The 20,706-nt window shown below is 65.0% G+C and carries 16 protein-coding genes; 8 read left to right on the forward strand and 8 right to left on the reverse strand.

Annotation, left to right across the window (positions count from 1 at the left end):
- Positions 1-209 precede the first annotated feature (209 nt).
- The 5 genes from glmM to AB0L57_RS12470 all read right to left on the reverse strand — a co-directional run bounded on the left by glmM (position 210) and on the right by AB0L57_RS12470 (position 7,129).
- Positions 210-1,577 carry a phosphoglucosamine mutase gene (gene glmM / locus AB0L57_RS12450; protein WP_364960703.1) on the reverse strand — a complete coding sequence of 456 codons (1,368 nt, stop codon included), beginning with the start codon at positions 1,575-1,577 and terminating at the stop codon, positions 210-212.
- Between the two features lie 278 nt (positions 1,578-1,855).
- Positions 1,856-2,368 (reverse strand): 30S ribosomal protein S9, encoded by a 513-nt coding sequence (gene rpsI, locus AB0L57_RS12455; protein WP_364960705.1) that lies wholly within the window; start codon positions 2,366-2,368, stop codon positions 1,856-1,858.
- Complete coding sequence (gene rplM, locus AB0L57_RS12460) at positions 2,365-2,808, reverse strand: 50S ribosomal protein L13 (RefSeq protein ID WP_364960707.1); 444 nt, start codon at positions 2,806-2,808, stop codon at positions 2,365-2,367. The genes rpsI and rplM overlap by 4 nt, the downstream gene beginning before the upstream one ends.
- Positions 2,809-3,000: 192 nt before the next feature.
- Positions 3,001-4,515 carry a hypothetical protein gene (locus AB0L57_RS12465; protein WP_364960709.1) on the reverse strand — a complete coding sequence of 505 codons (1,515 nt, stop codon included), beginning with the start codon at positions 4,513-4,515 and terminating at the stop codon, positions 3,001-3,003.
- 40 nt (positions 4,516-4,555) lie between these two features.
- Positions 4,556-7,129, reverse strand: coding sequence for an FHA domain-containing protein (locus AB0L57_RS12470; protein ID WP_364960711.1), 2,574 nt, complete (start codon positions 7,127-7,129; stop codon positions 4,556-4,558).
- 110 nt (positions 7,130-7,239) lie between these two features.
- Here AB0L57_RS12470 and AB0L57_RS12475 point away from each other — a divergent pair, with 110 nt between their 5' ends.
- Positions 7,240-8,685: a metallopeptidase gene (locus AB0L57_RS12475; RefSeq protein ID WP_364960713.1), complete on the forward strand. Its 1,446-nt coding sequence runs from the start codon at positions 7,240-7,242 to the stop codon at positions 8,683-8,685.
- 28 nt (positions 8,686-8,713) lie between these two features.
- On the opposite strand, the gene AB0L57_RS12480 is transcribed toward AB0L57_RS12475, so the two are convergent.
- A complete protein-coding gene (locus AB0L57_RS12480; protein WP_364960715.1) occupies positions 8,714-10,027 on the reverse strand; it encodes an FHA domain-containing protein in 1,314 nt (437 codons plus the stop codon).
- Positions 10,028-10,169: 142 nt separating this feature from the next.
- Between AB0L57_RS12480 and AB0L57_RS12485 the strand changes: the two genes are divergently transcribed.
- From AB0L57_RS12485 to AB0L57_RS12515, 7 genes are all read left to right on the forward strand, one after another.
- Positions 10,170-11,366, forward strand: coding sequence for a hypothetical protein (locus tag AB0L57_RS12485; RefSeq protein WP_364960717.1), 1,197 nt, complete (start codon positions 10,170-10,172; stop codon positions 11,364-11,366).
- Positions 11,367-11,479: 113 nt separating this feature from the next.
- Positions 11,480-12,886, forward strand: a complete 1,407-nt coding sequence (locus tag AB0L57_RS12490) for a type VII secretion-associated protein (protein WP_364960719.1) — start codon at positions 11,480-11,482, stop codon at positions 12,884-12,886.
- Between the two features lie 153 nt (positions 12,887-13,039).
- The gene (locus AB0L57_RS12495; RefSeq protein WP_364960721.1) at positions 13,040-14,236 is read left to right on the forward strand and encodes a hypothetical protein; all 1,197 of its coding nucleotides are present in this window, start codon (positions 13,040-13,042) and stop codon (positions 14,234-14,236) included.
- Complete coding sequence (locus AB0L57_RS12500; protein ID WP_364960723.1) at positions 14,233-15,480, forward strand: hypothetical protein; 1,248 nt, start codon at positions 14,233-14,235, stop codon at positions 15,478-15,480. Before AB0L57_RS12495 ends, AB0L57_RS12500 begins: the two co-directional genes overlap by 4 nt.
- Before the next feature lie 76 nt (positions 15,481-15,556).
- Positions 15,557-17,170 (forward strand): serine/threonine-protein kinase, encoded by a 1,614-nt coding sequence (locus AB0L57_RS12505; RefSeq protein ID WP_364960724.1) that lies wholly within the window; start codon positions 15,557-15,559, stop codon positions 17,168-17,170.
- 86 nt (positions 17,171-17,256) lie between these two features.
- Positions 17,257-18,456 carry a hypothetical protein gene (locus tag AB0L57_RS12510; RefSeq protein WP_364960726.1) on the forward strand — a complete coding sequence of 400 codons (1,200 nt, stop codon included), beginning with the start codon at positions 17,257-17,259 and terminating at the stop codon, positions 18,454-18,456.
- A complete protein-coding gene (locus AB0L57_RS12515; protein WP_364960728.1) occupies positions 18,453-19,790 on the forward strand; it encodes a hypothetical protein in 1,338 nt (445 codons plus the stop codon). The genes AB0L57_RS12510 and AB0L57_RS12515 overlap by 4 nt, the downstream gene beginning before the upstream one ends.
- Positions 19,791-19,854: 64 nt before the next feature.
- Here the strand turns inward: AB0L57_RS12515 and AB0L57_RS12520 are convergent, their stop codons facing one another.
- Positions 19,855-20,157 (reverse strand): WXG100 family type VII secretion target, encoded by a 303-nt coding sequence (locus AB0L57_RS12520; protein ID WP_364960730.1) that lies wholly within the window; start codon positions 20,155-20,157, stop codon positions 19,855-19,857.
- Between the two features lie 49 nt (positions 20,158-20,206).
- A complete protein-coding gene (locus AB0L57_RS12525) occupies positions 20,207-20,527 on the reverse strand; it encodes a WXG100 family type VII secretion target (protein WP_364960732.1) in 321 nt (106 codons plus the stop codon).
- Between the last annotated feature and the right edge of the window lie 179 nt (positions 20,528-20,706).

Consider the following 20,706-nt stretch of genomic DNA (forward strand, 5'->3'; position numbering starts at 1 on the left):
TCTCCGGGACCACCGGGGCCGCAACGACGTTGCGCACACTCCAGTATGCGGTATCACGCCATGTACGGATGACCTTCTACCAGCTGATAGTCATCGGATCGGCAAAACCCCCGGGACCGTCGGCGCCGAATCGCGGCCCGCGACGACTCCCGTACAACCGCACCCCCAGGATGCTCGCGCACCCCCTCCGGCGTCGAAACGCCCGGCGGTCAGACCGCGGCCACGGTTTTGGCCAGATCATCGGCGAGCTGTTTGGCGCGATGCGCATCGGTGGCCTCGACCATCACCCGGATGAGCTGTTCGGTGCCACTCGGACGCAACAGGACTCGGCCGTCGTCCCCGAGCAGTCGCTCGGCCTCGGCAACCGCCTCGCGTACCTCGGGCGCCGCGGCCACCGCCGCCTTGTCGGCGACCTGGACATTCACCAGGACCTGCGGAACATTCGTCATCACACCGGCGAGATCGGCCAGGCTGCGGCCGGTTTCCGCCATCCGCGCCATCACCTTGAGACCGGTCAGCACACCGTCGCCGGTGGTGCCGAAACGCGGGAAGACCACGTGCCCGGACTGTTCCCCGCCGAGAGCGAAGCCACCGCGGCGCAACTCCTCGAGGATGTAGCGATCGCCGACCGCGGTGGTGCGCACCGTGATTCCGGCGTCACGCAGTGCGATGTGCAGGCCGAGATTGCTCATGACGGTCGCGACCAGGGTATCGTCCACCAGCTCGCCCGCCTCGTGCATCGCCAGCGCCAGAATCGCCATGATCGGGTCACCACCGACCACCTGACCGGAGGCGTCGACCGCCAGGCAGCGGTCGGCATCACCGTCGTGGGCGAGCCCGAGATCGGCGCCGTGTTCGACCACCGCGGCCTGAATCTGTTCGAGATGGGTCGAACCGCAGCCCTCGTTGATGTTGAGCCCGTTCGGTTCCGCGTTGATCGCGATCACCCGGGCACCGGCCGCGCGATAGGCGGCGGGACCGACATCGGAGGCCGCGCCGTGGGCACAGTCGACGACCACGGTGATCCCGGACAGATCACGACCGGTCGCCTCGACCAGATGCGCGACGTAACGCTCGTGCCGCCCGGCGTGGTCGTAGTGTTCGTCCACGCGCCCGTCGACGCCGGAGACGCCGAGTACCCGTCCGATACCCGCACCGGTCGGCCGGACGAAGGATTTCGTCCGGACCAGTTCCTCGATCCGATCCTCGACGCCGTCGTCGAGCTTGTGCCCACCGGCGGCGAAGATCTTGATGCCGTTGTCGGGCATGGCATTGTGCGAAGCGGAGATCATCACGCCCAGGCAGGCGTCGTACGCGGCGGTCAGGTAGGCCACCGCCGGCGTCGGCAGCACCCCGACCGACAGCACGTCCATTCCGGCGGCGGTCAATCCCGCGGTCACCGCCGCTTCGAGCATCTCACCGCTGGCCCGCGGGTCCCGGCCGACCACGGCCACCCCGCGCGCCCGGCCCCGGCCCAGCACCTGCGCCGCGGCGGCCGAAATCTGCAGTGCCAGTTCCGGACTCAGCGATTCGTTGGCCAGACCGCGGACTCCGTCGGTACCGAACAAACGCCCCATCTATCTCGCCCCTCGGGTTGAATTACGGTGCGCGCGAAGGCCACCGCACGATCGTGCGGGCTGCCCGGCCCCGGGCCGACCGTCCATCGATACAGTACGAGAGCAGGCGCCCGGAACGGGTGCCTGCTCTCGTACTGTGGTCGCGCCGACCGCAACCTGTCCGGCACACCGGGTGCCGGACAGGTGGGTCGTACGCTGCAAGACCCAGCATGGTCGGTCAGGCCCGGAGGCGGTAGCTCGCGCAACCACGCCCGGCCCAGGCCATGCTGCAATTCCGCTCAGCGCTTCGAGTACTGCGGAGCCTTGCGGGCCTTCTTGAGGCCGTACTTCTTGCGCTCGGTGGCACGCGGGTCACGAGTCAGGAAGCCGGCCCGCTTCAGGGCGGGACGGTCGTCCGGGGTGACCTCGATCAGCGCACGGGCGATGGCCAGGCGCAGCGCGCCGGCCTGACCCGACGGGCCGCCGCCGTGCAGGCGAGCGTGCACATCGAAGTTCTCGGTGCGCTCGACGGTGACCAGCGGGGACTTGACCAGCTGCTGATGCACCTTGTTCGGGAAGTAATCCTCGATGGTGCGGCCGTTCAGCGTGAACTGGCCGGAACCCGGCACCAGACGCACCCGGACCACGGCCTCCTTGCGGCGGCCGACGGTCTGCACCGGACGGTCGATCACGACCGGGGCGGCGAAGGCCTCGGTGTACTCACCCTCGGCCTCGTAGTCGGCACCTTCGTCGACGACCTCGACAGCGGTCTCTTCGACGTATTCCTCGTTGAATTCCTCAGGAGCGGTCACTGGGCCACCTGCTTGATCTCGAACGGAACGGGCTGCTGAGCGGCGTGCGGGTGCGCCGCGCCACCGTAGACCTTGAGCTTGCGAATGATCTGGTTGCCCAGCTTGTTCTTCGGGATCATGCCCTTGACGGCATTCTCCACGACGCGCTCCGGACGGGTGTCGAGCAGCTGCCCGACAGACCGGGACTTCAGGCCACCGGGGTGCCCGGAGTGGGTGTAGAGGAGCTTGTCCTCGCGCTTGTTGCCGGAGAGGGCAACCTTGTCGGCATTGATGATGATGACGAAATCGCCACCGTCAACGTTGGGGGCGTAGGTCGGCTTGTTCTTGCCACGCAGCAGATTCGCTGCCTGCACGGCAAGGCGGCCGAGCACTACGTCAGTGGCGTCGATGACGTACCACTGCCGGGTCACGTCACCCGCCTTCGGGCTGTACGTAGGCACAGTGCTTCCCTGTCTGTCGTTGATGTTCTGCCAGCCCCGGCGAGCGGTCGAGTGCACCTGGCGGCCGGTGGAGACCCAGGAGCTCGTGGTGACGACACGGAGAACCCGCGACGTACCGCACGCCGACAGAGGACGATACCAGGGCGGGGTGATCTCCCCGCAATCGCCCTCATCGCGACCGGATGTAGCCGGTCAGATGTGCATCGGCGGACCCGAATCGATCGCACCGGGCACATCCGGAACGAGATACCGCAGGTCGTCGATGGTCAGCCGGGCACACCCGTGCTGCGAAACCGGCTGCGCGGACCGGACGGGCATACCGGTGTTCGCCGTCATCGCGCACTGGGAGGCACCGTCGGACACCTGAGTATCCGGAGTGGCCGCGCGGGCCACGGTCACCACCGGTGCGGTACCCGGCCCCGTGAGATCGGCGTTGCCGTCGGCGTAGGCGCCGATCGCGGCCAGCGCGACCACGCCCGCGATGGCCGGTGCACCGAACAGATTGTCCTTGAGCTTGCCCCAGCCCTTGTGTTCGCTTTCGCCGGCCGATGGCGCACCCGGCCGTCCGAGGACGGTGGTGCGCTGCTCATCGACCGGCAGGTCCGGGGGGCGGGTGAACCTGCCTCCCGGATCGCCCGGCGGGTCACCCGCGCCGGGGACTGTCGGTTGCGGTCCGGACCCCGGCCCGCCGCCACGGGCCGCATGGCGGCCGTCCGGCGGCCGGGCAGGTTGCTGGGATCGCGGATCGACCGCTGGTGCGGAACCGGTTTCCCCGCCGCGACGAGCATGCCGGCCGGCGTCCTCGGGATGCTGCGGCGCCGCCCGGGGCGGCGCGGGTTCGGGGGCGGAATCCATCTCGGCGTATTCGCTGTCGGTGATCAGCAGATGCGCCGCACCGAGCACCAGCGCGTGCATCGGATGGTCGGCGACCCGCAGCCGATGGCCCAGATGGTTCTGGAAGGCCAGGCGCAGCGCGTCGTTGAAGCAGACATTGCCGGTGAGCAGCACCGTCGAGGTGTCCGCACCGATGGCCCGGGCCGCCGCCATCACCTCGATCACGACGTTGTCCGCGGAATGCGCGTCACGGATCGAGTCCGCCGAGATCGGCACGCCCACCGATTCGGTGGGCTGTTCGTCGTCACCGTCGACCGCCACCACCAGGCATACCCGGCCGTCGGAGTAGACCCCGGTGGCGCCGACGCCGCGTCGGCCGCGCGCGGGCGGGGACACCAGACCCAGCGCGCGCACGTATCCCGACAGCGCCACCGATTCCGGCAGCGGATCGGTGTCGACCCCCATCTGCTCGATCAGGCGGCAGTACTCCTCCACCTTCTCGTCGGCCCAGTCGTCCGGGAACGGCAGCGCGACCACATCGGGTTTGCCGCGCAGCCGGGTGCCGATCGCGGCCAGCGGGTTGTAGAGCCGTGCGCGGAACACCAGTTCGGCCGGCCAGGTCGCCCCCGCGATCCGGATCTGCTGATGCCCGAGGATGTCGCGGACATCGGAGATCGCGATGCCCAGATCGGGCCGCTGCCGTTCCGCGCCCGCGGTGTGCAGACGCCCGGATTTATCAGCCAGCAGGTACGCCGGCGGCGTATACGTGCCTTCCACCTGTACCGGGCGGATCGGTGTCCCGCCGCCGCCGGCGGCCACGGACACCACATCCCATCCGAGATGTATCGCCCCAATTCGAGCCGTCACAGCCATAAGTGTGCCTGGTGTCGCCTCGGTGCGCTCCCGGACCCCGTCATCCCGCCGTTTTCTTCAGTCGCAGACGCCACCACGTCAGCGTGGACAGCAGTGCGGTGAGCGCTATCAACATGAACGCGTCGAGGGCCCAGAAGCCGCCGGTGTGCTGCCAGATCGGATCGGGTTGGGCATTCACGAACAGCGTTCTCAGATCGATCGTCGACGATCCCGCCGCGAAACCCCAGCGCGACGGGAACACATAGGAAATCTGTTCCAGCACTATGCGATCGGTGACCGGGATCATGCCGCCGGCCATCACCAGCTGGCACATGATCATGACCACCAGCAGCGGCATGACCTGTTCGTTGGACTTCGCCAGAGTCGACAGCAGCAGACCCACCACCACACAGGTCACCGCGGTCAGCGCGATGTCCACATAGAGCTCGAGGGAACCCGACGGGATCAACGCACCCTTGCCCGGCGGGTTCTTGCCGGCCAGCACGATCGCGACCAGCACCGCCGACTGCAGCAGGGCGGCGATGCCGAACACCATCACCTTCGCCAGCAGATAGGCCGAGGGCAGCAAGCCGACGGCCCGTTCCCGCAGGAAGATCGCCCGCTCCCCGACGAGGTCACGAACGGTCAGCGTGGATCCCATGAAGCACGCGCCGAGGATGAGAACCACCAGTAGCTGCTGGGATTCACTACCACCGGTGGGCTGCGGATGCAGTTGACCGTCCGGCCCCATGACCCACGGCGCGGCCGCGAACCCGTTCTTCCCGGGGACCACCAGACACAGCACACCCAGCACGAACGGCAGCACGACCAGGAATGCCAGATACCCGCGATCGGCGAGAATCAGGCGAACCTGTCTGCGTGACAATGTCGAGAGTTGTTTCGGTGCGCTGGATTTCGGTGGTTGTCCCACCACGCCGCGGGGTGCGACCGGGGGCGGAGGTGGTGGTGCCGCGGCCTGCCGGGAGCGATAGTTCGCGAACGCCCCATCCGGATCGGCGGCCACCCGGGCGAAGATCTCCGCCCAGTCGCTGGTGCCGAGGAAATCACCGACACCGGCCGGATGCCCGCAGAACGCGGTCTTACCACCGGGCGCCAGCAGCAGCACCTGATCACACATGTCCAGGCAGGCCACCGAGTGGGTGACCACGATGACGGTGCGCCCGGCGTCGGCCAGCTCGCGCAACATGGTCATGACCTGACGGTCCAGCGCCGGATCCAGACCGGAGGTGGGTTCGTCGAGCAACAGCAGCGCGGGACCGGTGAGCAGTTCCAGAGCCACCGACGCGCGTTTACGCTGACCACCCGAGAGCCGATCGACGCGGGTATCGGCGTGCTCGGTCAGCGAAAGTTCCTTGAGTACCCCGTCGATGACCTGCTGGCGATCGGCCTTCGAGGAGTCCGGCGGCAGGCGCAGTTCGGCGGCGAAGCCGAGGGCCTGGCGCACGGTGAGCTGGCGGTGCAGCACATCGTCCTGCGGCACCATGCCGATACGACTGCGCATGGCCTCGTATTCGGCGTGCAGGTTGCGGCCCTCGAAGGTGACCACACCGGCGGACGGATGTGTCGTTCCCGCAATGAGTCTCGACAATGTCGATTTACCGGCGCCGGACGGTCCGATGAGCGCGGTGAGCGTTCCGCGGCGGGCCTCCATGTTGACGTCGACCAGCAACTGCTTGTTGCCCTCGACGACGAAACCCACGCCGTGCACGGTGAGGCCCTGCTCGGTGACCGGCTTCTTGCGGTGCTTGAGCGCACCTTCGGCCACGACGAAGTCGACGTTACCGATGGTGACGATATCGCGTTCGCGCAGTGCGACCCGCTGCTCGCGGCGGCCGTTGACGAAGGTGCCGTTGGCGGAGCCGAGGTCCTCGAGGACCAGCCCCTCGGAACCCTTGACCAGACGCGCGTGCCGGCGCGAGGCCAGCGGATCGTTGACGACGATCTGGTTGTCACTGGTACGGCCGATGGTCAACCCACCGGGCGGAATCCGGTCGGCACGAGCCACCGGCGCGGTCGAGACGCGGGCTCGCACCGGTGGCAGCGCCGAGGTGTCGGCCTTGGTGGTCATATTGATGTTCGGGGCGCCGTCGGCGGTCGGAATGGGCTGCGACGGACGCTGATTCGGTCGCTGCATCGGGCGGGCGGGCGGCTGCGGAGCGGGCGGACGGCGCATCTGCCCGGATTGCTGTGGCGGCTGCCGGCGCTGGTCCGGCCCCCCGCCTCGTCCCCGATTGTCGGGCCCGGGCGGATTCGGTCCGCGCCCCGATCCCTGAGCCCGCGTGGGCGGCGCCGGCCGTGCCCCGGCCTCGGGAAGGAGATGCACCAGCGGGCCGGTGAGCCCGTCGCCGAGCCGGATCTGCATCGGCCGATCCACCGGCACCGGCCGGTTGATCCGCAGCGAATCCACGAAAACGCCGTTCGTACTGCCGTTGTCGGAGAGCAGCCAGGCGCCCCCCTGCCAAACAAGTGTCGCGTGCACACGAGAAACCAGCGGGCTGTCGACGAACACGGTGACCTCGGGTGCGCGCCCCAGGGTCACCTGTTGAGTGTTCTCGAAGGTCCGATCCGTTCCCTCATGGCGCACGGTGATCTTCTGCGCCCCCGGTAATGACATGTGCCGGATAATATGCGATGGCCGCGACATCGGTAGGGGGGCGAACGTGCCGCCTCTGGCCCGTGCGGTGTGGACGAGGAGATCGAATTGCGGCCCGGGAGGTAGGGGACATGGCGAAACGCCCGGTGACGGCGATACTCGCCGCACTGGTGCTGATGGTGGGGGTTCTCACCGGATGCACCGTCACCACCAGCGGGCATGCCGTATCCATCTACGACGATCCCTTCCAGGTCGCCGGACTGCCCACCACCAGCGGCCCCAGCGGGCCCCGGCCGAACGTCCCGGACGCCGCGCTCACCGCCACCGGTGGCGACAAGGGTGCGGTGGACACGTTGGCGCTCAATGCGATCGACGACATCCAGAGCTTCTGGCGCGGCGAGTACCACAACGAATTCGACGGTGAATTCGCCCCGGTCACGAAGTTCTACTCGTGGAGTGCGAAGGCACCGCGATCGCAGGAGACCCAGTTCTGTAAGGACACGACCTATCACTTGGTCAATGCCGCCTACTGCCGGCTGGACAACTCGGTCGGCTGGGACCGTGCGGTGCTGTTGCCGATGATGCAGGACAGTTTCGGCAAGATGGCGGTGGTGATGGTGCTCGCCCACGAATACGGCCACGCCATCCAGACCATGTCGCACATCGTCTCCGCCAAGGATCCGGTCATCGTCAAGGAACAGCAGGCGGACTGTTTCGCCGGTGCGTTCATGCGGCACGTCGCCGAGGACAAGGCCACGCACTTCACGATCAACACCTCCGACGGCCTCAACAATGTGCTCGCCGCGACCGTCGCCATCCGCGATGCCAACCCCGAGGATCCCGAATCCGTGCACGGATCGGCCTTCGAACGGGTCACCGCCGTGCAGATCGGCTTCACCGATGGGCCCAAGGGCTGCAAGACGATAGATATGAAGGACATCCAGCGCCGCCGCAAGAATCTGCCGCAGTCGTTCGACAACGATGCCAATCGCGGTGAGCTGGCGATCACCAAGGACAATCTGAAGGAATTGAGCAAGGCGATGGCGGTGGTCATGCCGATTCCGAACGAACCGACCTACGACTTCCACGGCGCCCTGATGAACTGCAGCAACGGTGCCGACACCGTACCGGTGACCTACTGCCCCGCGACCAACACCATCGGAACCGACATTCCCGCACTGGTACAGCGGGGTAAGGCCGACTCCGATGAGCAGGACGGCTTTCCGACCCGGGTGGGCGGCGACTACAACGCCTATGTGGTCTTCGTCTCGCGATACACCCTGGCCGTGCAACGCAATGCGCGTCAGCAACTGACAGGCGCGAAGACCGGTCTGCGGGCGGCGTGCCTGTCGGGAGTGATCACCGCGAAACTTGCCGACCCGCATCGTGATCCGGGACAGGGAGACATCGCCCTGTCCCCCGGCGATCTCGACAAGGCGGTCTCCGGACTACTCAGCGACGGGCTCGCGGCCAGTGATGTGGAGGGCAATACGGTGCCGAGCGGATTCTCCCGGGTCGACGCGTTCCGTGCGGGAGTGCTCGGCACGCAGCAGATCTGCGAGGCGCGCTACGCCTGACACCGAATCGGCTGCCGCCTCCGGTCGCTCAGCCGAACGGCGGAGGTGCGGCGGGCTCGACCCGCAGCACCCGGTTGCCGAGCATGATCTCCGAGCCCGGTGGTAGCACCATCGGCTGATTGGGCTGCAGCCGGATCCAATCGCGGTATCCGGCCGGCCGGGCTCGGGTGCCGTTGGTGGAGCCCCGGTCGACCACGGTGATATCCCAGTTCACCAGGCGCACTTCGGCGTGCGCCCGCGACATGCCGCCCGAGGAGTCCTCGATCTTGACCGGAACCAGGCCCCGCGCGGCGGCCTCGGAATTCTCCGGATCACGCCCGATCACCACATCGGCGGCCAGCAGATAGGTCATCCCGTCGTCGAGAACGAGTATGCCCAGTGGTGGCCGGACGACCTCCGTGGGCGGCTGAGTCTGATCGACGGGCATCCCGCAGACCGTGCAGAACGCCGAACGCGGATCGCTCGGATGGGCACGGGCACATGTGAAACCCATCACCCGCACCGAGATGGAGGTCGCGCGGGCGGTCTGCTCCATCCGGCGTTCCAGCGCGGGATCGGGTTCCGGTGCGGGATTGGTGCCGCGCAGCTGGGTGCGGGCCAGCCGGGGATCGTCGAGAGTTTCCTCCGGCCCGGTGCCGGGCCGCGACATCGGTTGCCGCTCATCGGTTTCCGGTGACCGAGGTGGCGGCGGCGCTGGTTGCGCCGGCCCCGGCGCGGACCGCTGTTCGTCCAGCTGGGTGGTCGGCGGATCGGCCCGGTGCCGCGCAGCGGTGGGTGCGGGCCGCTCCACACGATCGCGGGCGCGCGTCCGATCCCCTTCGAACCAGATCACCGCCCCGGCCGCGGCGGCCACACCCTCTATCAGCGAGCCGATACCGCGCTCGGGCAGATCCGGAATCCGCCCGCGCTCGTCGTCGATGAAGACGGCCACCGCGCGGGCCGGCGGCTCGGCGACCCGGTCCACGGTGAAGGCGGCGTCGACCCCGCGGTAGTACTCGGCGCCGCGCGCACCCACCAGGACGGCGGTCACCGCGCCGTGCAGGAAGATCGCCACTCCCCCGGTTTCGGAATGCGAGAGGATGCCCAGATCGACCGGGCTGCCGTCGACCTGTTCGGCCTCCTGCATGAGCCAGCGGGTGGCTTCCCGGGCGATCGTCCGGCCGGGTCCGCCCGGAGCGCGTTCGGATGCCTCCGACACCAGCTGCGCCACCGTCTCCGCGGCCCGCATGGCCGGTGCGTCCGGCCGCACCCGGCCGGGCCCGCGGTACCCGACCACGACCACTGCGCCGGCGACCCTGACCACGACATGGTTACCGGCGACGACCTCGACTTGCCGATCCATCAACGGAATCGGCCTCCGAGCAATCCCAGGACAGCGGTCACCACAGTCACCAGGTTAGGGCAATCCCCGCGCACCGGCCCCCGCCATCGGTCCGGTCCGGTAATTTCACCGGGAGAGAGTACCGGCAGAACGGGGGCATTCCATGGGCCGAACACTTCACAGATCTCTGATCCTCACCTGCGCGGCACTGGTGTCGGGGGCACTCGCCGGGTGCGGAGTGCAGGGCACCCCGACCGCGGCCGAGATCGATGTCCGCACACTCGATGTCGGGCAGTATCCGGTGGACCGGCACAGCTACGACGGCCCCGCCGCCGGCAAGGGGGCGCTGCTGGAAGGTATGCGGATGTCGGACGCCGTCGTATCCGGTATTCGCATCGATCCGAGCCTGACGGCCGGTTCGGGGGGACGTGTCGTCGTCGACAGCGGCGATGCCACCCGGCATCTGCTCGCGGTGGTGTCGAAACCGGCGCTCGACCGGAACAAGATGGTCGTGGGATATGTCGCGGCGGGTTCCGACAAGACCGGCTCGATGGACCGCGCGGCCACCTCGGTGACCGATCTGGTGATGCGCTTCCCCGACGAGGCCGCCGCACGCGCGGCGGCGCAGCAACTCGAGGATGCCGATTTCGGGGTGGCACCGGACCTCAATCGCAAACTCACCCTGCCGAAGTATCCGGACGCGTTCGTCCACTACCGGCCCGGTATCGCGACCATCGGTACCTTCATGCCCTACAAACAGTTCGTGATCTCGCTGTTCGTCGAGCGTCCGCGGGCCGAGGAGGCGGATCTGCTGGCCTGGGTGCAGAAGACGCTCGACGCGGAAGTTCCCGCGCTGGAGCAGTTCCACGCGACTCCGCAGAACCAGCTGGATTCGCTTCCCGTCGATCCGGGCGGGCTGCTCGCCCGCGCGGTGGTCGAAGATCGATCGAATCGCACACCCGATGTGAACGACTTCGCCGTCTACGGCGCACCCGCCTTCGTCACCATCTCCTCCGATGTGCCGGGCCGCCAGCGCCTGGTGGACGACACCGGGATGGATGCGATCGCGGTCGCCGACAACAGTTCGGTGATGCGGGTGCGCGACACCGATGCCGGTACCCGGCTGATCAACGGAATGATCACCAGCTCCGGACGGCAGTACGATCCGGCGGACGCACCCCGGGGCGTCCCGGGGGCGAAATGCCTCGCGCTGAACAGCTCCGGAGATGCGCAGAAGGACAGCAAATTCCGCTGTTATGTGCCGTACCGCCGGTATGTGGAGGTGGTGAACGCCAACAGCCGCGACGATGTCGACCGACGTGTGAACGCGGCGTATGCGTTGCTGGCCAACAGTTTCTGATCGGTGCGAGGTCCGCGCCGGATGGTCATCGGCCCGGAGTAGTACCATGCCGCGAGACCAGCCTGGAAGGGGGAGGCCGTGCCGCTCAGCGTGAAGATCCGGATACCCGGCTGATGTCCACCGTCGACCTGATCCTGACCGACACCCGATTGTGGGCGCGCAGCGAGACCACCCACTGGGACGGCGCTCCCTCGGTGACGCCGGCCAGTGATGGCGCGAGTCTCATTGTGGGAGAACCACTTCAACCGCCATACCCGGCGGTATCGGTGGTCCGGCTGGCCGACGCCGATCGCATCGCGTTCGCTCCCGCGCTGCCCACCGTCGCCGATGCCTTCGCCGCGGTCTTCGGCACGGTACTGACCAACCTGCGTCTGCCCGGACCATGCGATCGGATGACGGTGGTGAGCCCCTCGGAATGGGGGGCGCGGCGACGGCGGGCACTGGAGGCGGGAGCGCGGCGCCTGGTCGGCGACGTCACGGTCGAACCGCTGGCTCTGCGGGTGGTCCGGCTGTCGGCGAGCACCTCCCAGCTGCAGCGCGTCGCCGTGGTCGAATCGAGTCCGCTCAGCACGACCGTGACGCTGGCCGGACGATCGGGTACCGAGACCTGGATCGAGGCCTGTGAGCACGAGCCGACCCTGGGCTCGGCCGACCTCGCCGAGGGCCGGGGTATCGACGCGGTGGCCGAGGTCATCGACCGTCTGCTCGGCGGCCACAAGCCCAGCTATCTGGCCGTCCTGGGCATTTCGGACCCGGCCGTACTCGGCGAGCTGCGCGAAGACCTCACCCGGCGATACGGATTCGGTGTCGACCTGCGCGCGATGTCGGGCCTCGACCTGATCCGCGGCGGTCCGGCCGGGCCGGCCGCCCCGCACATCGCGCGGACCGAACCGCCGGCTCCGTGGACGGGTTCGCTGCACGATCACGCCGCCACGATCCAGTCGCCACCGCGGCGGCGCAACCCGATCGTCCTCGTCGCGGCCGCGGTGATCGCGGTCATCGCCGTCGGGGTCGCTGTCGGGGTGATGCTCACGAGATCCGGCGAGGATTCGCCCCACACGGCATCGGAGACGGCCACTCGCACCCGTGCGACCGCGACATCTTCCCTGGAAACCTTCGGCCGGGTGCGCGCGCAGGTACCGACCGGCTGGCACATCGCGAACCGTTCGGATACCCGGATCGACCTGTCACCGGATAGCGGTGTGCGCCAACGTATTTCGATGGTTCAGAAAGCCCTCCCGAGCGGTTCGGGGATCGACGAGGTCGCCGCGGCGCTCGACACCCAGATCGCCGGGCGGCCCGCGGGCACCGTGAGCCCGTTGCGGCGCGATGTCGTCTTCGGCGGCCGGCCCGGCCTGTCCTACGAGGAACATCCGGCCGACGGCACCACGGTGCGCTGGCAGGTCATGGCGGACTCCGGCGTGCAGATCAGCGTGGGCTGCCAGTACCCCGCCGGCAGCTGGCAGCCCCTGGCGGCGGTCTGCGAGCAGTTCGTCGGGGATCTGCGGACCGGGCCGTGACACCCCGGTGTGGATGATTCACCCGTCCCGAAGCCGTCACCGGTCGGGCGCCACCGGTCAGAGGTGGGTGCTATCTTCTTCGCAGCGTCGACGGGGCGGGCAGTATCGTCCTGACGGCGCCGAGCCTGCGGGAGGGGAACAATGCGAGGATCCGTGCGTTTGCTGGCGTCTGCCGTCGCCACTGTCGCGCTGACCGCGGCGGGATGCGGCTCCGATCCGAATCCGGCACCGGTCGCCGAGCCCACCATCGACATCTCGACCTTGGACGTCGGTCCCTACGATGCCAATCCCCGGGACATGGGTAAACCGAAGAACGCGGGTCAGGCAGCGCTCATGGAGGCCGAGCGCCTGGGCAACGCGATGCCGCTCGTCATCGATATCGATCCGGCTTTCAAGTACAACGGCTTGTTCGACTCGCTGGTCTTCATCGATGCCAAGTCATCGGTGATGAAGAATTTCACCGACCTCAGCAACTTCACCGAGGATGCACCCGATCTGATCAGCGGTTTCGGCGTCTACGGCCGTAACGACTCCGATGATCTGGGCATCGAACTGGTCAACACGGCGATGATCTTCCCCACCGAACAGCGCGCCACGGAGGTCGCCGCCGCGCTGGAACGGCGGGATTTCGGTCGCGATCCGCAGAGCCAGGCCGTGGCGATCCCCAAGTTCCCACAGGCACGCGCCCACTGGGTACAGGGCAAGCAGGCCATCAATGTCTGGCTTCCGCTGGGCAGGCTGGTCGTCTTCAGCGCGGTATACGACCAGGCCAAGAACTGGTTCCACAAAACCGACCTGGCCGATCTGGTCAATCGCGCCACGACCAGCCTCGACAAGGTGGTGCCCTCGCTGTCGGCCTTCCATCCGACTCCACCGGACAAGCTGATGGATCAGCCGATGGATATCGACGGCATGCTCGGCCGCACCATGGTCCGGCCGACAAATGCCAAGGGTGAGTGGTTGAATCCGCCCGGCGCGTACATCGGTTACACCGGTGTCGCCTTCGCCTCGGACCCCGCGGATACGCGCCGCTGGTACGAGGCCAACGGGGTGGACCGATTCGGTGACTACGGCAACGAGGTCTACCGGGCCCGGGACACGGCTGCCGCGCAGAAGGTTCGGGACGAACTCGGCGATCCCGCAAAACATATGAAGCGCGCCGCCGCTCCGAAGAACCTGCCGGTCGCGAAATGCCGTGAGTACAACGGCCGGGAGACATTGGCGACCCGCTTCTACTGCTCGGTCTACCACGGCCGTTACGCCGCGTTCGCCGCCGGTGAGCAATTGCTCGATGCGCAACAACGCATTTCGGCCCAGTACGCCATTCTGGTGAAGGCGGACAGCAAATGACCACACGCCTCGTCCGCATCGCCGGCGCCGTCCTGTCCGTCTGCGCACTGGCCACCGCGACCGGTTGCGGTTCGACCGTCGGTGGCTGGGCCGGTCCGTCGGAGATCGACGTCCGCACTCTCGATGTCGGTCCGTACAAGGTCGAACCGCTCGATATCCATGTCGACTACCGGCCGGGTTTCAGCAGCGCACCGCAGGCGGCGGCGATGCGGATGGCCGACTACGTCGTCACCGCCGACCAGGTCGATCCGAATCTCACCATGCGTGGTGATTCGTATGCGTTCAGCGCTGGACTCCTGCCCGAATCCATCGGTTCCGACGGCCCGATGCCGGAGGCCGCGAAGCGCAACGCCATGGTGTACGGATTCACCACCACCGGCAGCGACAAGGACGCTGACTGGGGTTACAGCGGCTGGCCGAAGCCGGACGAACCCAATGCGACGATTCTGTCCCTGTCGGTGATGCAGTTCAACGATCCGGGCACGGCCGCCCGCGCCGCCACCGACTTCTACAACACCGACTTCGATGCCTACAAGGACCGGAATCAACAGGTCAAGATCACGAAATACCCTGATGCCCACGCACATTGGCAGCCGGGTACCCCGTCGATCCGGTCGTACCTCGCGCACGGACCCTATGTCGTCTCGGTCCTGGCGCTGACCCCGAGCCCGGATGTCGGCGCGCTCAGCACTCTCACCGAGCGGGCCCTGGACACCGAATTCCCGCTGCTGGACAAGCTGAAGCCGGTCACGGACGAGGAAACGGTGACGCTCCCGTGGGATCCGGACTATCTGCTCAGCCGCGCACTGAACACGGTCGGAAGCGGTCGCCCGGAATACGGTGACGACAACGGAATCTTCGGCCCACACGCCATCACGCACTACATGGCCGACCGTAAGCTCGCCGCGCGGAATGTCGAGGCGGTGAAGGGCGAAGCATTCGCCAAGACCAGCGATGCGCTCGTTGTCCGCACCGCCGATGCCGCGAGCGCGAAAAAAGCCGTCACCGAACGCATCACATTCCAGGGCGGCGGACCAACGGTCGACTCCGTTCCCAAGATCCCCGACTCGGCCTGTGTGGAAAACACCAGTAAGAGCAGCAAAATGGGTGATCCCAAGCGGTACATCTGCATGGTCGCCTATCGCAACTACATCGGCTATGTCACCGCCGCTCAACTGGCCGACGCGCACCAGCGCGCGGCCGCTCAGTACGCGTTGTTCGCCAACAGCCAGTGGCAGCCGTGACTCGACCCGCTACCTCGCAGTCCAGTAAGCTCCGCGACGATATGCGGTCCACCGAACGACCAGGAGTTTGTTACTGATGGTGATGAGTCCCGGCACCATCGTCGGCGGGTATCGGATCGTTCGCCAGCTCGGCGCGGGTGGCATGGGCACGGTCTACCTGGGCAAACATCCCAGCCTTCCGCGTATGGACGCCATCAAGGTACTCAGCGGTGAACTGTCGTCCAATGCCGAATTCCGGGGCCGCTTCGAACGCGAGGCCAATCTGGCCGCCGGCCTGGATCATCCGAATATCGTCTCGGTGTACAACCGCGGTGAAGAACACGGCCAGTTGTGGATCGCCATGCAGTATGTCGACGGCACCGATGCCTCGGCGGAGCTGGCCCGCGACCGTCATGCGATGACACCGCTGCGCGCACTGCGCATCATCACCGAGGTCGGCAAGGGCCTGGACTACGCCCATCGGCGCGGCCTGCTGCACCGCGACGTCAAGCCCGCCAACTTCCTGTTGTCGAACAAGGAGGACGCGGACGACGAGGAACGCGTCCTGCTCACCGACTTCGGTGTCGCGAAATCCACCGACGACGCCACCGAACTCACCCAGACCGGCAGCTTCGTGGCCACCATCGCCTACGCACCCCCGGAACAGCTCCAGGGGATGGCCGTCGACAGCCGCGCCGACATCTACAGCCTGGGCTGCTCGTTCTACAAGCTGATCACGGGCCAGAACCCTTATCCCGCAACGCAACCCGCGATGGTCATGATGGGGCATCTCTACGAGCCTCCGCCGCGCGCGACCTCGATCAATCCCGGTCTGCCTCCCGCGCTCGACCATGTCTTCGCGCGCGCCCTGGCCAAGAACCCCGCCGATCGGTTCGCCAGCTGCCGCGAGCTCACCGACGCCGCCGCGAACGCCCTCACCCCCGGCCACGCACCGATCCGCACCACCACCTCACCGACCTACCCCATCCAGACGTTCGACCCACGCCCGCCCACCGATCCGCGCAACCAGGCCATCCACCAGACCCAGTCCGGTATCCAGACCCAAATCGGCCGCCGCTCCGACGCGGACCTGTCCCAGCTGCTGGAATCGAATCCCAAGAGCCGCAAGCCGATCGTGCTCGGCGGCGTCGGTGTGGTCGTCGCTATCGCGCTGGCGGTGGGTATCGGAATCTGGGCGACCCAGGGCGGTTCGGATCCCAGCCATCCGACGACAACCACCGCGGCAGCCTCCAGCACCGCGGCACCGGCCTCCTATACCTCGGTGCAGCAAGCGCGAGAAGCGAATCCGTCATTCGCAGGCAAGACCATCACCATTGTCGACGTCACCGACGACGGTCTGGCGATCTACCTCGGCGGCACGCCTCAAACGAAGTTCCTCGAGGACCTCGGCTTCGTCTACAACCTGAAATATGCGAAGAAAGGCGATGAACCTTCGCCACGTACCATCGCCAGTGATGATTACAACGCCTTCGACGTGGCGGACGACAGTTTCATCCTCGCCGTCCGCAGTGACAAGAGTGCCGGTGGCGGCGGCCTATTGGGTCTCCCGTACAAACTGAGCGGTTCACGCGCAACAGTAATTCCACTCGACGATCCAGCATCGGTGTCTGGTATGAGGAACTGGTCAGCGAATTCGCAACAGACGATGCTCGACAAACTCGTGCCGCTGCTGCACGACCGCGTGCGGTAGCGAACCACGGCCGATCTCGGATCAACGTCCGAGGTAAATACGCAAAAGGGGGAGGGTCATTGAGAAAAGCAAATATTTTCGTAGCGATGATGCTGATGGCCGTTGCCGCATCGAGCACCGCCTGTGATTCGGGAAATAGCGAATCAGTCGACCCCTCTCCTCACATCAACGTGAGCGACCTCGATGTCGGCGGCTTCACTACCTCGCCTGGAAAGGTCGGGAGCCCGAATCCCACGCGGGCCAGAATTATGGAGGGTCAGAGACTGGGGAGTGTCGTTCCCTTGGCAATGGAGATCGATCCGCGATTCAAATACCAGCAAGGTGCCGCCGACGACTCCGTCTACGCTTGGATCGATTCCCAGATCAATGCCATATCGAACAAAAACCTCGAAGAAGATGCAAAAGGATTCACTGCAGGGTTCTACACATGGGCCAGGGATGACACAGATCTCCTGATAGCGAAGTCCATGTCATATTCGGTCATGTTGTTTTCGGACGATGTTTCGGCACGAAATGCAGCGAAAGCACTGTACGATCGCGAAATTGGAAATAACGCGTTCAAACCGCCTGAATATCATTTCCAGCCCGTCGCCATCGACGGGAATCCCGATGTATTTGCATGGTGGGTCAGCGGAGAGGGAACCCTGGAGTCTTTCAAGGCAACAGGTAGATTCGTCATCAATCTGAGCGTTTCCGATGGCGCTAAAAGGAAGCTTCAAGAAAAGAATCTTGTCGACGACTATCGAGGCGAGCTGATCGATCTTACCGCCAAGAGTATGTCCACGATATCCGAGGCAATGAAAAAGTTCGAAGCAACTCCTCCCGACCGGCTCGCAGCTGCCCCTGTCGATCACGACGACATGCTCGGACGCACCTTGCGCCGATCACCGTCCGACAATGCGGATGAGGCGCCCGGATTTTACGATCAGCATACCGCTCTGCACCTTTCGGCTGATCCCGCTGGTGACGCGAAACTGTTCGCCGACACCGGAATGGAGTGGATGAGCAGTAACGGCGGAAGGCTGTATCGAGCAAAGAACTCGGCATCCGCTCAAAAGATCTTCGAAGCTCATTCTGCACCGGGAAAGCTATATCGGCTGATTCAACCTCCCAAGAATCTCCCGATGGCTCGATGTCATGAGTACCGCGGTGACGGATATGGAAATTTCCGATTCAACTGTAGCGTTCGATACAATAACTACGTCGCAGAGATCTCCTCGAATCAACTCATCGACATCTACCAGAGAACCTCGGCGCAATACGCAATCCTGGAGAGTTCTCTGTGACCGGCACACCATTTCAGAACAGAGCTCGAGCCATGAGTAAAAGAGCGCTGCGACTGTTCCTTGCACTGGTCGCTCTAACCACGGTGGCAAGCTGCGGAAACCGCACTGCAGGGCTGCCGATCGCAGGTGAAATCGATGTACGCCATCTCGACGTCGGACCATTCTCCGCTGAGCCCATCGATACCTACACCCAGTACAGTCACTCGGTCGAAAGTGGATCCGAGCTGGCTACGATGCGATTGTCGAACCACATGGCGACCGGGCTGGATTTCGATCGAAGGCTGACATTCGGCACCAGTGCCGAATCGATGGCTGCCAGCAGCAGCGATCTGAACGGAAACATATCCAAATTCAAGCAAGTACTTTCGGAGGCCAGCGCACGCGCCATCCTTCAAAATGGCGTCTTATTCGGCTTCGCATCGGGGAGTAGTGACCACGAACCGGACAGGACCGGGCAATCCTTGTCGTCGGCGATCTTGACCAATCTGTCCGTATTTCAATTTCCATCCCCCGAGAAAGCAGCTCGCGCCGCAGTCGAGATGGAGCAGGCAGACTTCGATGTGGCCCCAGACAAGAATCAGTCCGTGACTCTGGGAAAGTATCCCGACGCCCGTTCTCATTGGCAGCCCGGCACTCCCACACTGGGATCATTCATTGCTCACGGTAATTACGTTGTGACCATTTTTGCCAAAATCCCAGAAGGGAGATTGCCGGAACTTTCGGCTATCACAGAAAAGGCTTTCGACAAGCAGATTCCCATGCTGGACAACCTCGTTCCCCTCTCAGCCGAGGAAGTACTCAAACTCGAGCCGAACAACAGTACGAATCGGCGGATCATCACCCCCGCAAAGCACTACATTCCCTCCAATGAGAGCCTGGGGACCTACGAGAAGCAAGGCTTCTTGCATTTCCAAAAGGATCGTGCAGCGGCCAAGAAGATGTTCGATGCCCTTCATATCGAGAGCTATACAGTATCCGATGCCTACTTGACTATTACCACCAATTACGACAGAACCGGTAATACCCAAGCGCTCATCGGCAAAGAGGTAACCAGGAATGTCACGGGTGGTGCGATACTTTATCAAGCCGCCGACAGCACTGCGGCCCGGACTGCATGGCAGCAATTGCTGGAATCACCAGACGCAACGACGCAACCGAAAGGCGTGCCCGATTCGAAATGTGCACAACTTCCGGATGATGGCACCTACAGGCAATTTTCATGCGCGGTGATGTATCACCAATACGTGGCAGTTGTCTGGGGACGCCAGCTTGCTGACGCACAACAGCGCGCAGCTGCTGAATATGCGCTGCTCGCCAACAGCGAGTGGATGTAACAAAAGGGTCGGTGACACTCTGTACGGAATGTCACCGACCCGGAGAAGATTCAGGAGACTATTTTCAGCCGCCGATGATCTTTGCGGCCAGAACATCCGCGCCCTGCATTGCCTCGCCGGCATCCATAGTCCGAACACCGAGTTGCGCAAGCGCGGCCGACATCTCGTTGGACTGCTGGCTCCAGTTGGCCTGGACCTGATGGAATGCCTCAGCACCCGCACCACCGAAGTTGTCGGTCATGAACTGCTGGAACTGACGCTCCATGTCCTCAAGTTCAGAAGTGATGTTCTTCGCGACGGTGTGAAGCTGGCTACCGCCATCATTGATACCACCGAAGTTGTATGAGAGTGCACCAAAGTCAGACATTATTTCCCCTCGTGTAAGTGTGATGTACGCCGAATGTGTCTCGCGGAACCTACGGCCTCAGATCCAGCATGGAATCCACTTCTTTGAGGTGGTGCAACTGGTCCATTTCCACGTGACCGTACTTCTTGTTCACATCTTGCAGATTGTCTGCATTCTGGAGGAGAGTGTCATTCATCCGCTGGGCCGCGGTCAGGAATGACTCGAACGTCCTCTGAAGTGCGTCTCCGGCTCCACCCTGCAAATGGTGGGACAAATCGTAGGCGTGCCCTTTTGCATCCTTGACGTGGTTGTCAATTGTCGTGTGGAGATCGTTCATCCGCTGGATGAACCTGTCGAGTTCTCCACCATCGAGATTGAATGACTGCGCCACAATACGCTCCTCTGGTTTTTATTCGCCGTCGCCAGCTGATGACGGCACTGGTAGGCCCTACATAGAGTTAGACGCAGCTCAGACGTGGCCGGTTCCAACCCAGTGTCCCGAATAGCTCGATCGATTGGCTACTCATACGGTCATATGTCATGATCGACGGCTCGCCACCCCCCTTCGAC

This window comes from Nocardia sp. NPDC052254 (genome assembly GCF_040679495.1).
Taxonomy (GTDB): Bacteria; Actinomycetota; Actinomycetes; order Mycobacteriales; family Mycobacteriaceae; genus Nocardia.